We start from the raw sequence: 13,317 nt of genomic DNA, 5'->3' as shown, positions 1-13,317 counted from the left end.
ACATCCCTTTTTTAGGAGTAAAAAGATGTTAAAAAATAATGAACGCTTTGACTACTTAATTAAAGAAAATTTAAAAATTATTCAAAATGATGATGTGTTTTCATTCTCTACAGACGCTTTATTATTAGGCCATTTTACAGAAGTCAGAAAGAACGACAAAATTTTAGATTTATGTGCTGGAAACGGGGTTATTTCCCTCTTATTATCTGCAAAAGGTCAACAAGCAATTGAGAGTATCGAAATTCAAGAGCAACTTGTGGACATGGCAAGACGTAGTTATGAATATAATCATCTCACTGACCGATTACATATGCATCACATGGATTTAAAAGAGGTGTATCGAACGTTTAAACCGTCCCAATATACATTAGTTACGTGCAATCCGCCTTATTTTAAAACAAATCAACTCAACCAACATCAAAAGGAAGCGCATAAAATTGCACGACATGAGGTCATGTGCTCGCTAGAAGATTGCATGTTAGCTGCTCGTCATTTATTAAAACAAGGTGGCCGGCTCATGATGGTTCATCGCGCGGATAGATTGATGGATGTCTTAACAGAGATGCGACGTGCGAACATCGAACCTAAGCGTGTGATTATGATTTATAGTAAAATAAATAAATCAGCTGTAACGGTAGTGGTTGAGGGGCGTAAAAATGGGAAACAAGGTTTAGACATTGCCCCGCCATTCTATATTTACAACAGTGACGGACAATATAGTGATGAGATGAGAGATGTGTATTATGGATAAACACTATGTGTATATAGTAAAATGTAGCGATAATAGTTTATATACTGGTTACGCTAAAGATGTAGAAGCTCGAGTGGCGAAACATAATGCTGGAAAAGGCGCTAAATATACTAAAATAAGACGTCCGGTAGTGTTAGTTTATCAAGAATTATATACTTCTAAGTCTGAGGCATTGCGCAGAGAATATGAAATTAAAACGTTCACTAGACAACGAAAATTAAAAATGATTGAGGAGAATTGAGATGGCGACACTATATTTAGTTGGCACGCCTATAGGTAATTTAGGCGATATCACCTTTAGAGCAATCGAAACGTTGAAAAATGTAGATTTTATAGCATGTGAAGATACGCGAGTAACGAAAAAGTTGTGCCATCACTATGATATACAGACCCTTTTGAAATCGTATCATGAACATAATAAAGCGCAACAGACTGACTATTTAATTAGCTTGCTAACTGAAGGACATGACGTAGCGCTAGTTTCAGATGCTGGATTGCCTTTAATCAGTGACCCTGGCTATGAACTCGTAGTGGAAGCACATCAATATGATATTCAGGTTGAAACAGTACCGGGACCTAATGCTGGTTTAACAGCATTAATGGCAAGTGGGTTACCTTCATATACGTATACATTTTTAGGCTTTTTACCACGAAAAGATAAAGATAAAGTAGATGTTTTGCAGGAAAGAATGTATCAAGATAGCACTTTGATTATCTATGAATCACCGTTTAGAGTGGTTGAAACGTTAAAAGCGATTATCAAAGTAGATTCCAACAGACGCATAGCTATTGGACGTGAATTGACTAAGAAATTTGAACAAATCGTTATGCGTGAGGCGACCACGCTATTGGATGCTTTGCAAGATGGCGATATACCTCAAAAGGGTGAATTTGTTATCCTTATTGAAGGCGCACAACCATTGGAAACTGAACAATGGTTTGAAAGCTTATCAATTATTGAACATGTGAATCATTATATTTCGGAACAAGACTTAAAGCCTAAAAAAGCGATTAAGTTAGTAGCCGAAGAGCGTCATATGAAGACGGGCGAGGTTTATGATATTTATCACGAAGTTAATTAATCTTATTTTTGAAAATGAAGACCCCTGGTTAAATCATTTTCAAAAAATAAAATGACAAGATAAGACGACTCCCATAAGACAATAAAATTATGGTAATGTAAATAAGATACGATACTAAACTTTCTATATAAGTTATAATTAAAAAGTAACGTAAAAATATGAGATTAAGTCATTATATTTGGCTTAAAAAATGTTAAACAATACTAAAATGAATTATTATTTGATGGAAACGAAGAGGAGGACCAGTGATGGTGAAAGAAACATTTTATATTACAACCCCTATTTACTATCCAAGTGGTAACTTACACATTGGCCACGCATATTCAACGGTTGCAGGTGACGTGATTGCACGTTATAAACGCATGCAAGGATATGATGTTCGTTACTTAACAGGTACGGATGAACATGGTCAAAAAATTCAGGAAAAAGCGCAAAAAGCAGGTAAAACTGAATTACAATACTTAGACGAAATGATTAGTGGCATTAAAAGCCTTTGGAATAAACTTGAAATCTCGAATGATGACTTTATTAGAACAACTGAAGAGCGCCACAAACAAGTTGTTGAAAAAGTCTTCGAACGTTTATTAAAACAAGGCGACATCTATCTAGGTGAATATGAAGGTTGGTATTCAGTGCCGGATGAAACATATTACACTGAATCTCAATTAGTAGATCCTGTATATGAAAATGGCAAAATCGTAGGTGGTAAAAGTCCAGATTCGGGCCACGAAGTTGAGTTAGTTAAAGAAGAAAGTTATTTCTTTAATATCAATAAATATACAGACAGATTATTAGAATTCTATGATGCTAATCCTGACTTCATTCAACCGCCATCAAGAAAAAATGAAATGATTAACAACTTCATTAAACCAGGTTTAGAAGATTTAGCAGTATCACGTACGTCATTCGACTGGGGTGTCCGTGTACCATCTAATCCTAAACACGTGGTATATGTATGGATTGATGCATTAGTCAACTACATTTCAGCACTTGACTATTTATCAGATGATGATGAATTATTCCAAAAATATTGGCCAGCCGATGTACATTTAATGGCTAAAGAAATCGTACGTTTCCATTCTATTATTTGGCCAATCTTATTAATGGCTTTAGACTTACCACTTCCTAAAAAAGTGTTTGCGCACGGTTGGATTTTAATGAAAGACGGCAAAATGAGTAAATCTAAAGGTAACGTCGTAGATCCTAACGTATTAATTGACCGTTATGGCTTAGATGCGACACGTTACTACTTAATGCGTGAATTACCATTTGGTTCAGATGGTGTATTTACACCCGAAGCTTTCGTAGAGCGTACAAATTATGATTTAGCGAACGATTTAGGTAACTTAGTTAATCGTACAATCTCTATGATTAATAAATACTTCCACGGTGAATTACCGGCTTATGAAGGGCCAAAACACGAATTAGATGAAGACATGGAAGCTCTTGCGCTTGAAACAGTGAAAAGCTTCAACGACAGTATGGAAAGTTTCCAATTCTCTGTAGCACTTTCTACAGTATGGAAATTTATTAGTCGTACGAACAAATATATCGATGAAACAACACCATGGGTATTAGCTAAAGATGAAAGTCAAAAAGAGATGCTTGGTAATGTGATGGCACACTTAGTTGAAAATATTCGCTTTGCGACAGTATTATTGCGCCCATTCTTAACACATGCGCCAAGAGAAATTTTCAATCAATTAAATATTAATGAGACAGAGTTATTTGAATTAGCAAGTCTTGAACACTATGGTGCGCTTAAAGAACCTGTAATGGTCACTGAAAAACCAACACCAATCTTCCCAAGATTAGATACAGAAGCGGAAATTGCTTATATTAAAGAATCTATGCAATCGCCTAAATCTGAAGAAGTTGAAGAAGAAGTGCCAAGTAAACCTCAAATCGATATTAAAGACTTTGATAAAGTAGAAATCAAAGCTGCAACGATTACTGACGCTGAAAATGTTAAAAAATCGGACAAATTATTAAAAATCCAAGTCGATTTAGGCACTGAACAACGTCAGATCGTTTCTGGTATCGCTAAATTTTACCGTCCGGAAGACATTATTGGTAAAAAAGTAGCAGTGGTTAGTAACTTGAAACCAGCTAAACTTATGGGTCAAAAATCAGAAGGTATGATTTTATCTGCTGAGAAAGATGGCGTTTTAACATTAGTTAGCTTGCCAAACGCTATTGCAAATGGTGCAATTATTAAATAATTCACAAATTGAACGATAGGAGAGATAAAATGTTAATCGATACACACGTTCACTTAAACGATGAACAATATGATGAGGATTTAAATGAAGTCATTACACGCGCTAGAGAAGCAGGCGTGGACCGTATGTTTGTAGTAGGATTTGATACACCTACAATTGAACGTACAATGGAATTAATCGATAAGTACGACTTTGTTTACGGTATCATCGGTTGGCACCCAGTTGATGCAATTGATTTTACTGAAGAACGCTTAGAGTGGATAGAGCAACTAGCGAAACATCCTAAAATTATTGGCATCGGTGAAATGGGTCTAGATTATCATTGGGATAAATCACCTGCCGATGTTCAAAAAGAAGTATTTAGAAAACAAATTGCCTTAGCTAAAAAAGTGAACTTACCAATTGTGATTCATAATCGTGAAGCGACACAAGATTGTATTGATATCTTGATGGAAGAACATGCGGAAGAAGTCGGCGGTATTATGCATAGCTTTAGTGCTTCTCCAGAAATCGCTGACGTTGTGATTAATAAATTGAATTTCTATGTGTCTTTAGGCGGACCTGTGACATTTAAAAATGCAAAACAACCTAAAGAAGTGGCTAAGCATGTGCCAATGGATAGATTGTTAGTAGAAACAGATGCGCCATATCTATCTCCTCACCCATATAGAGGAAAGCGTAATGAGCCTGAGAGAGTAACATTAGTTGCGCAACAAATCGCTGAATTACGTGATATGACATATGAAGAAGTTTGCCAACAAACAACTGAAAATGCTGAAAGATTATTTAAATTAAATCAATAATAGTGATGTGAGAAAGATGTTGAATAGGACTGTCGTAGTCTCGTTTTATAATAAATGGCGACATGACTTCATCTTTCTCATTTTTTCTATTTGTAGATAGTCTAAATATAATCATTCAATAGGATATTTGTCTTCATTTTCCCAAAAAGTGTGCATAATATGAGATAAAGGAAAGGTGATGGTACGGCAATATGAAGATTAATGAGTTTATCGTGGTAGAAGGCAGGGATGATACAGAGCGTGTTAAATCTGCCGTGGAATGCGACACGATTGAAACAAATGGGAGCGCCATAAATAAAGAAACATTAGCTGTGATACAAAATGCGCAAGAAACAAGAGGCGTTATCGTATTAACAGATCCTGATTTCCCGGGTGATAAGATTCGTAATACGATTACTGAACACGTTGCCGGCGTGAAACATGCTTACATTGATCGTGAAAAAGCAAAAAATAGACGTGGTAAGATAGGGATTGAACACGCGCATCCAAGTGATATTAGAGAAGCACTCATGCATGTGAGTTCTCCGTTCGAAGAAGCTGAAGAATCGATAGATAAAAATGTATTGATAGATTTAGGCTTAATTATAGGAAAAGATGCACGTTGTAAAAGAGAAATATTAGGTCAGAAATTACACATTGGACATTCAAATGGGAAACAATTACTGAAGAAGCTAAACGCATTTGGTTATACTGAAGCGGATGTACGTGAAGCTTTATCAATGGATAAGGAGAGTGACGCATAGGTGGAAAGAAAAGATATTGCTACGCCTTCGCGAACGCGAGAGTTATTAAATCAATTTGGTTTTAATTTTAAGAAAAGTTTAGGTCAAAACTTCTTAATCGATGTGAATATTATTCATAAGATTATCGATGCAAGTCAAATTGACAAATCTACAGGTGTGATTGAAGTAGGGCCGGGCATGGGCTCTTTAACTGAACAATTGGCTAAACGCGCTAAAAAAGTTATGTCATTTGAGATTGATCAACGCTTAATTCCTGTACTAAGAGAAACGCTCGCACCTTACGATAACGTGACAATTATTAATGAAGATATTTTAAAAGCGGATATAGCAAAGGCGGTAGAAACTCATTTAAGTGATTGTGATCATATCATGGTGGTAGCTAACTTGCCATATTATATTACAACGCCAATATTGCTTAACTTAATGCAACAAGATATTCCAATTGATGGCTATGTAGTGATGATGCAAAAAGAAGTGGGAGAACGCCTCAATGCACAAGTAGGAACAAAAGCCTACGGGTCATTATCTATCGTAACGCAATACTATACAGAGACGAGTAAAGTACTCACCGTACCTAAATCAGTATTTATGCCACCACCGAATGTTGACTCTATTGTAGTTAAATTGATGCAACGAGACACATCGTTAGTCGAAGTGGATAATGAAGATGCATTCTTCAAGCTTGCTAAAGCAGCATTTGCGCAAAGACGTAAAACCATCAATAATAACTATCAAAATTTCTTTAAAGACGGTAAAAGTCATAAAGAAAGTATATTAAAGTGGTTGGAACAAGCTGAGATAGATCCAAAAAGACGTGGAGAAACACTTTCAATACAAGATTTTGCACGATTGTATGCAGAAAAGAAAAATTTCCCAGAATTAGAAATTTAAATTGTTGACAAAGTGCTATTATCTTGATAAAATTTAAATTTTATTTGACGAAACACCTCGAAATATGGTATTATGTAACTTGTAGCGAGGTGGAGCAATATGCCAAAATCAATTTTGGACATCAAAAATTCTATTGATTGTCACTTAGGAAATCGTATTGTACTAAAAGCCAACGGTGGTCGTAAAAAAACGATTGAACGTTGTGGTGTGTTAAAAGAAACATATCCTTCAGTTTTTGTTGTTGAATTAGACCAAGATAAGCATAATTTTGAAAGAGTTTCGTATACATATACGGATGTTCTTACAGAGAACGTACAAGTTTCATTTGAAGAAGATAATCATCAAGAAGTAGTTGCACACTAATTTGAACATATAAACATAGAGTTGCTTAGTGTAATTCGTACTCTATAATAAAAAATGTGGGTGTTGGGCTTATATAAGTTCAACACTCTTTTTTGATATAATGAAAATTTCTATTAAAGCGTTTTTTTACAAATTATTTTACATAATATTTATTTTGACATCTTAATTTTTATCGTAAAACGGATATTAGTACAAATTAAAATGTCTTTCATTAAGATTTTACATAAATTTGTGTTGTATCTATCAAATATTATAATTCTTTATGTTAAAATCATTTTATTACTATTGATGAAGAGAGGGCGGAAAAATGATATATGAAACGGCACCTGCCAAAATAAATTTGACGCTCGATACACTTTTCAAAAGAGATGATGGATATCATGAAATTGCCATGGTAATGACTACAGTTGATTTGAATGATAGATTGTCTTTTCAAAAGAGAAAAGATAAAAAGATTGTGGTAGAGATTGAACATAATTATGTGCCGGATGATCATAAAAATCTAGCTTATCGTGCTGCAAAATTGATGATGGACACCTACAACTTAGAGCAGGGTGTCACTATAACGATTGATAAAGATATACCAGTATCTGCAGGATTAGCTGGAGGATCTGCTGATGCGGCGGCAAGTATGCGTGGTATCAACCAGTTATTTAATCTGAATCGACCACTTAAAGAGTTAAGTGACTTGGGAATACAGATTGGTACAGATATTCCGTTTTGTATTTATAATAAAACTGCAATTTGCGAAGGTAGAGGCGAAAAGATTACTTTTTTAAACAAACCGCCTTCTGCATGGGTAATATTAGCAAAGCCTGATTTAGGAATTTCTTCTCCTGATGTTTTTAGAGCTTTAAATCTGAATGAGGTACATCATGTAGATACACGTATGTGTGAAGAGGCGATTACTACCGGGGATTATCAAATGTTATGTCAAAGCTTATCAAACCGTCTAGAACCAGTATCGATGGCTATGCATCCCGAAATTAAAAAGATAAAAAATAATATGTTGCAATGTGGCGCTGATGGGGCATTAATGAGTGGAAGTGGCCCTACGGTATACGGCCTTGCGCAAAAAGAGAGCCAAGCAAAGAAGATTTATAACGCTGTTAATGGATGTTGTAACGAAGTGTATTTAGTTAGACTATTAGGATAGAAGGGTTGAACAATATATGAGGTATAAAAGAAGTGAACGTATCGTCTTTATGACGCAATATTTAATGAATAATCCCAATCAGTTAGTGCCTTTAACTTTTTTTGTAAATAAATTCAAACAAGCTAAGTCTTCGATCAGTGAAGACGTACAAATCATTAAGAATACGTTCCAAAAAGAAAAATTAGGAACGGTTATTACGACTGCCGGTGCAAGTGGCGGGGTCACTTACAAACCAATGATGAGTAAAGAAGAAGCTACCGAAATCACCGAAGAAATTATTTCACTACTTCAAGAAAAAGAACGCCTACTACCAGGTGGTTATTTATTCTTATCTGACTTAGTGGGTAATCCTTCACTTTTAAATAAAGTTGGTAAATTAATAGCGAGTATTTACATGGAAGAAGAGCTCGATGCCGTCGTAACAATTGCTACAAAAGGTATATCGCTTGCCAACGCGGTGGCTAACGTATTAAATTTACCTGTAGTGGTAATTAGAAAAGACAATAAAGTTACTGAGGGTTCTACCGTATCTATTAATTATGTTTCAGGATCATCACGCAAAATCGAAACAATGGTACTTTCTAAGCGAACTTTAGCTGAAAATTCTAACGTTCTTGTAGTGGACGACTTTATGAGAGCTGGAGGCTCAATTAACGGGGTTATGAATCTGATGAATGAGTTTAAGGCTCATGTAAAAGGGGTATCAGTACTTGTAGAATCAAAAGAAGTTAAACAACGATTGATTGAGGATTATACTTCTTTAGTAAAGCTATCTGATGTTGACGAATATAATCAAGAATTTAAAGTAGAACCTGGTAATAGTTTGTCTAAATTTTCTTAAAGGAGTTTTTACATCATGAAAACAATAAATACAAATAAAGCGCCAGAAGCTTTAGGACCATATTCACACGCTATGGTTGTGAACAATTTAGTCTTCACGTCTGGACAAATACCATTAGATACTGAAGGGAACATTGTTAGCGAAGACGTGAAAGAACAAACGAAACAAGTACTAGAAAATTTATCAGTAGTACTTGAAGAAGCTGGTTCAGACTTAAACTCAGTTGTAAAGGCAACTATTTTCATCTCTGACATGGATGAATTTCAACAAATTAATGAGGTTTATGGTAGCTACTTTAGTGAACATCAACCGGCACGTAGTTGTGTGCAAGTAGCACGATTACCTAAAGACGTTAAAGTTGAAATTGAAGTTGTAGGTAAAGTTAAAGGATTATAATTTCCTTAATTAATAAATTGTCAAGCTTCTAACTAAACAAAGATATATACTAGGGGGGCTCACTGCATGAAAGTGACAGATGTAAGACTTAGAAAGATACAAACAGATGGTAGAATGAAAGCGCTTGTTTCAATTACACTTGATGAAGCTTTTGTAATTCATGATTTACGTGTAATTGAAGGCAACTCAGGTCTTTTTGTTGCTATGCCAAGTAAACGTACACCAGATGGTGAATTCCGTGATATCGCGCATCCAATTAACTCTGAAATGAGACAAGAAATTCAAGATGCGGTTATGAAAGTATATGATGAAACAGATGAAGTTATCCCTGATAAAAATGCTTCTTCAGAAGAATCAGGCGAAGCTTAATTAAACTAATAGATAAAGCCACAGGTTCAGCACTTAGATATGTTGAACCTGTTTTTTTATTAAAGAGAATGGGTATGAAACGTTTAGACTAGAGGAGACTGAGACATTAATAATTTGTGTTTTGGGAAACTGATGAACGGTGTTACGCCTATTTTACTGGTAGAAATTTTTAATGACTGAAAAGTTTCTATGTTTGGCTATATTAATATACATAATAAAACTAATTTTTATAATTTAATGACGCTTAATTTACAAAATTTTTTAAATCTTGAAACTAGAACTTGAGTTAAATTATAATAAATAGGAAGTGTAAAATTTATTGGAGGGTTACCATTCATGCAAAGAAATGCGGTAATATTAGCGGCTGGAAAAGATACTAGAATGAAATCAAAGAAATATAAAGTACTACATGAGGTTGCTGGTAAAACAATGATTGAACATGTGTTAACGAACGTTAAGAATGCAGGGGTTAATCAAACTGTGACGATAGTAGGTCATGGTGCAGAAGACGTTAAAAACACATTAGGCGATCAATCATTATATAGTTATCAAGAAGAGCAACTAGGGACTGCACACGCTGTAAAAATGGCACAAGAGCATTTAGAGAATGAAGAAGGAACAACATTAGTTGTATGTGGAGATACACCTTTAATTACTGCTAGCACGTTACAACAATTAATTGAACATCATGAGGCTACACAAGCACAAGCAACGGTATTATCAGCCACTGCACAGATTCCTTTCGGTTACGGACGCATTGTCCGTGATGACAATCAACAACTTAAACGCATCGTGGAAGAAAAAGATGCGACAGAGGAAGAAAAATCAATCACAGAAATTAGTTCTGGTATTTTTGCGTTTGATAATAAAGTGTTATTCAACAAATTAGCACAAGTTAAAAATGACAATGTGCAAGGTGAATATTACTTGCCGGATGTGATTTCCTTAATTTTAGAAGATAAAGGAAAAGCTGAGATTCACCATACTGATGATTTCGATGAAGTGATGGGTGTTAATGATCGCGTAATGTTAAGTAATGCAGAAAAGGCTTTACAACAACGTTTGAATATTCAACATATGAGAAATGGTGTAACTATTATAGACCCAACTACAACGTTTATTGGGCCGGATGTAGAAATCGGTATGGATACAATCGTAGAACCAGGTGTACGCATTAATGGTCAAACAACTATTGGTGAAAACACGGTTATCGGTCAATATTCGGAAATTAATAATAGTCGTATAGGTTCTGGAGTTGATATCAAACAATCTGTTATCAATGACTCGGTCGTTGGCGACAAGACGAAAGTTGGTCCTTTTGCACAGTTAAGACCAGGTTCAAATTTAGGTGCAGAAGTTAAAGTCGGTAACTTTGTCGAAGTGAAGAAAGCCGACCTTAAAGACGGCGCTAAAGTATCGCATTTAAGCTATATTGGTGATGCTGAAATCGGTGAACGTACAAATATCGGTTGTGGTTCAATTACAGTTAACTACGATGGCGTTAATAAATTTAAAACTGTCGTTGGTAAAGATACATTTATCGGATGTAATACGAACTTAGTAGCACCTGTAACAGTAGGCGATGGCGTTCTCATTGCAGCGGGTTCTACAATTACAGATAATGTTCCAAATGATAGTTTAGCACTAGCGCGTGCGCGACAAGTTACCAAAGAAGACTATAATAAAAAATAAATAAGTTAAAATTTTAGAATGAAATTAAGTATCTCTTTTTTTAATTTTTTGTCGAACATAGTAAAAGCTACTGATTTTTTATATAATGAAAGTGTCTAAGTTAAAAATTGGAGGACTATAAATGTTAAATAATGAATATAAAAATTCATCGTTAAAGATCTTTTCTTTAAAAGGAAATGAGCCATTAGCACAAGAAGTTGCTGATCGTGTTGGGATTGAATTAGGTAAGTGTTCTGTAAAACGCTTTAGTGACGGGGAAATTCAAATCAATATTGAAGAAAGTATTCGTGGATGTGACGTCTTCATTATCCAACCAACGTCAAATCCGGTTAATTTACACCTTATGGAATTATTAATTATGATTGATGCATGTAAACGTGCATCTGCAGCGAATATTAATATTGTAGTTCCTTATTATGGATATGCACGTCAAGATAGAAAAGCACGTAGCCGTGAACCTATCACAGCGAAATTAGTAGCTAACTTAATTGAAACAGCTGGCGCTAATCGTATGATTGCTTTAGATTTACACGCACCACAAATTCAAGGTTTCTTTGATATTCCGATTGACCATTTAATGGGTGTACCTATCATTGGGCAACATTTTGAAAATGACCCTAACATTGATCCTGAAGAAATCGTTGTCGTATCACCTGACCATGGTGGTGTAACACGTGCACGTAAACTTGCAGACATATTGAAAACTCCGATTGCAATTATTGATAAACGTCGTCCTAAACCAAACGTAGCAGAAGTTATGAATATCGTAGGTGAAATTGAAGGACGTACAGCTATTATCATTGATGATATTATTGATACAGCAGGTACGATTACATTAGCTGCCCAAGCTCTTAAAGATAAAGGCGCTAAAGATGTTTACGCTTGTTGTACGCACCCAGTATTATCTGGTCCTGCAAAAGAACGTATCGAAAATTCAGCAATAAAAGAATTAATCGTTACAAACTCAATTATGCTTGATGATAGCCGTAAACCATCTAATACTAAAGAACTTTCTGTAGCAGGATTATTAGCGCAAGCTATTATCCGTGTATATGAAAGAGAATCAGTAAGTGTATTATTTGACTAAAGTTTACAAATGGGTTTGACTTAAGTTATTTAACCATGTATAATACATTCGTTCGTGGTTTTACGAACTAATAAACACTTGCAAGCAACTGTCTCAGTTGATGGGTAAGTGAAGGGAAGTCCTAATATGCATGTTCATAGGAGAACACATATTACGACTTAAAAATGAAAGGTGGAAATACGAATGGCTTCATTAAAGTCAATCATCCGTCAAGGTAAACAAACTCGTTCTGACCTTAAAAAATTACGTAACACAGGTAAAGTACCTGCAGTAGTTTATGGTTACGGTACTAAAAATACTTCAGTTAAAGTTGATGAAGTTGAATTCATCAAAGTGATTCGTGAAGTTGGACGTAATGGTGTAATTGATTTAGGCGTAGGTTCAAAATCAATTAAAGTAATGGTATCTGATTACCAATTCGACCCATTAAAAAACCAAATCACTCATATTGACTTCTTAGCAATCAACATGACTGAAGAACGTACTGTTGAAGTACCAGTTCACTTAACTGGTGAAGCTGTCGGCGCTAAAGAAGGCGGCGTAGTTGAACAACCATTATTCGACTTACAAGTTACAGCAACTCCAGAAAATATCCCAGAAGCAATCGAAGTAGACATTTCTGCATTAGACATTAATGACAGCTACTCAGTTGCAGATATTAAAGTATCTGGTGACTTCACTATCGAAAACGATCCTGAAGAATCTGTAGTAACAGTAGTTCCTCCAACTGATGAACCTACTGAAGAAGAAGTAGAAGCTATGGAAGGTGAATCAGCTACTGAAGAACCAGAAGTAGTTGGTGAAGACAAAGAAGAAGATAGTGAAGAAGACGGCAAAGAAGAAAACAAAGACGAAGAATAATTCGTGGTTTAAGACTTTAACGTCATAACTATACTTCAGACTATTTATAGTCCAAGCACT

At 35.2% G+C, this 13,317-nt stretch carries 15 protein-coding genes; all 15 read left to right on the top strand.

The features are described from left to right. Positions 1–25 precede the first annotated feature (25 nt). A complete protein-coding gene (locus FH144_RS11165) occupies positions 26–751 on the top strand; it encodes a tRNA1(Val) (adenine(37)-N6)-methyltransferase (RefSeq protein WP_198612487.1) in 726 nt (241 codons plus the stop codon). Further along, positions 744–992 (top strand): GIY-YIG nuclease family protein, encoded by a 249-nt coding sequence (locus FH144_RS11160; protein ID WP_107508177.1) that lies wholly within the window; start codon positions 744–746, stop codon positions 990–992. The genes FH144_RS11165 and FH144_RS11160 overlap by 8 nt, the downstream gene beginning before the upstream one ends. Position 993: 1 nt before the next feature. Further along, positions 994–1,833, top strand: coding sequence for a 16S rRNA (cytidine(1402)-2'-O)-methyltransferase (gene rsmI / locus FH144_RS11155; RefSeq protein ID WP_242315900.1), 840 nt, complete (start codon positions 994–996; stop codon positions 1,831–1,833). A gap of 248 nt (positions 1,834–2,081) precedes the next feature. Next, positions 2,082–4,055 (top strand): methionine--tRNA ligase, encoded by a 1,974-nt coding sequence (gene metG, locus FH144_RS11150; protein WP_242315891.1) that lies wholly within the window; start codon positions 2,082–2,084, stop codon positions 4,053–4,055. A gap of 29 nt (positions 4,056–4,084) precedes the next feature. Beyond that, positions 4,085–4,858 carry a TatD family hydrolase gene (locus FH144_RS11145; RefSeq protein WP_107508162.1) on the top strand — a complete coding sequence of 258 codons (774 nt, stop codon included), beginning with the start codon at positions 4,085–4,087 and terminating at the stop codon, positions 4,856–4,858. 191 nt (positions 4,859–5,049) lie between these two features. Further along, positions 5,050–5,601, top strand: a complete 552-nt coding sequence (gene rnmV, locus FH144_RS11140) for a ribonuclease M5 (RefSeq protein ID WP_242315889.1) — start codon at positions 5,050–5,052, stop codon at positions 5,599–5,601. Then, the gene (gene rsmA / locus FH144_RS11135) at positions 5,602–6,492 is read left to right on the top strand and encodes a 16S rRNA (adenine(1518)-N(6)/adenine(1519)-N(6))-dimethyltransferase RsmA (RefSeq protein WP_242315887.1); all 891 of its coding nucleotides are present in this window, start codon (positions 5,602–5,604) and stop codon (positions 6,490–6,492) included. Between the two features lie 99 nt (positions 6,493–6,591). Further along, complete coding sequence (gene veg / locus FH144_RS11130; RefSeq protein WP_011276767.1) at positions 6,592–6,855, top strand: biofilm formation stimulator Veg; 264 nt, start codon at positions 6,592–6,594, stop codon at positions 6,853–6,855. 307 nt (positions 6,856–7,162) lie between these two features. Continuing rightward, positions 7,163–8,011, top strand: a complete 849-nt coding sequence (gene ispE / locus FH144_RS11125; protein ID WP_107508159.1) for a 4-(cytidine 5'-diphospho)-2-C-methyl-D-erythritol kinase — start codon at positions 7,163–7,165, stop codon at positions 8,009–8,011. 16 nt (positions 8,012–8,027) lie between these two features. Beyond that, the gene (purR, locus tag FH144_RS11120) at positions 8,028–8,852 is read left to right on the top strand and encodes a pur operon repressor (RefSeq protein WP_107508158.1); all 825 of its coding nucleotides are present in this window, start codon (positions 8,028–8,030) and stop codon (positions 8,850–8,852) included. A 15-nt stretch (positions 8,853–8,867) separates the two neighbouring features. Then, positions 8,868–9,248, top strand: coding sequence for a RidA family protein (locus tag FH144_RS11115; protein ID WP_103165610.1), 381 nt, complete (start codon positions 8,868–8,870; stop codon positions 9,246–9,248). A gap of 66 nt (positions 9,249–9,314) precedes the next feature. Further along, the gene (gene spoVG, locus FH144_RS11110; protein WP_103165611.1) at positions 9,315–9,617 is read left to right on the top strand and encodes a septation regulator SpoVG; all 303 of its coding nucleotides are present in this window, start codon (positions 9,315–9,317) and stop codon (positions 9,615–9,617) included. Between the two features lie 336 nt (positions 9,618–9,953). Beyond that, a complete protein-coding gene (glmU, locus tag FH144_RS11105) occupies positions 9,954–11,309 on the top strand; it encodes a bifunctional UDP-N-acetylglucosamine diphosphorylase/glucosamine-1-phosphate N-acetyltransferase GlmU (RefSeq protein WP_242315885.1) in 1,356 nt (451 codons plus the stop codon). A 121-nt stretch (positions 11,310–11,430) separates the two neighbouring features. Further along, positions 11,431–12,396, top strand: a complete 966-nt coding sequence (locus FH144_RS11100; RefSeq protein ID WP_103165613.1) for a ribose-phosphate diphosphokinase — start codon at positions 11,431–11,433, stop codon at positions 12,394–12,396. Between the two features lie 183 nt (positions 12,397–12,579). Next, positions 12,580–13,257, top strand: coding sequence for a 50S ribosomal protein L25/general stress protein Ctc (locus FH144_RS11095; RefSeq protein WP_242315884.1), 678 nt, complete (start codon positions 12,580–12,582; stop codon positions 13,255–13,257). Positions 13,258–13,317: the final 60 nt, after the last annotated feature.

It is taken from the genome of Staphylococcus sp. acrmy (genome assembly GCF_022690565.1).
Taxonomy (GTDB): Bacteria; Bacillota; Bacilli; order Staphylococcales; family Staphylococcaceae; genus Staphylococcus; species Staphylococcus caledonicus.
This window is presented reverse-complemented; position numbering and strand designations above follow the sequence as displayed.

Coding starts and splice junctions, on each gene's coding strand:
- ispE (WP_107508159.1), top strand. CDS start 7,163: ATGATATATGAAACGGCACCTGCCAAAATAAATTTGACGCTCGATACA.
- rsmI (WP_242315900.1), top strand. CDS start 994: ATGGCGACACTATATTTAGTTGGCACGCCTATAGGTAATTTAGGCGAT.
- FH144_RS11095 (WP_242315884.1), top strand. CDS start 12,580: ATGGCTTCATTAAAGTCAATCATCCGTCAAGGTAAACAAACTCGTTCT.
- rnmV (WP_242315889.1), top strand. CDS start 5,050: ATGAAGATTAATGAGTTTATCGTGGTAGAAGGCAGGGATGATACAGAG.
- FH144_RS11100 (WP_103165613.1), top strand. CDS start 11,431: ATGTTAAATAATGAATATAAAAATTCATCGTTAAAGATCTTTTCTTTA.
- purR (WP_107508158.1), top strand. CDS start 8,028: ATGAGGTATAAAAGAAGTGAACGTATCGTCTTTATGACGCAATATTTA.
- glmU (WP_242315885.1), top strand. CDS start 9,954: ATGCAAAGAAATGCGGTAATATTAGCGGCTGGAAAAGATACTAGAATG.
- veg (WP_011276767.1), top strand. CDS start 6,592: ATGCCAAAATCAATTTTGGACATCAAAAATTCTATTGATTGTCACTTA.
- FH144_RS11160 (WP_107508177.1), top strand. CDS start 744: ATGGATAAACACTATGTGTATATAGTAAAATGTAGCGATAATAGTTTA.
- metG (WP_242315891.1), top strand. CDS start 2,082: ATGGTGAAAGAAACATTTTATATTACAACCCCTATTTACTATCCAAGT.
- FH144_RS11145 (WP_107508162.1), top strand. CDS start 4,085: ATGTTAATCGATACACACGTTCACTTAAACGATGAACAATATGATGAG.
- FH144_RS11165 (WP_198612487.1), top strand. CDS start 26: ATGTTAAAAAATAATGAACGCTTTGACTACTTAATTAAAGAAAATTTA.
- FH144_RS11115 (WP_103165610.1), top strand. CDS start 8,868: ATGAAAACAATAAATACAAATAAAGCGCCAGAAGCTTTAGGACCATAT.
- spoVG (WP_103165611.1), top strand. CDS start 9,315: ATGAAAGTGACAGATGTAAGACTTAGAAAGATACAAACAGATGGTAGA.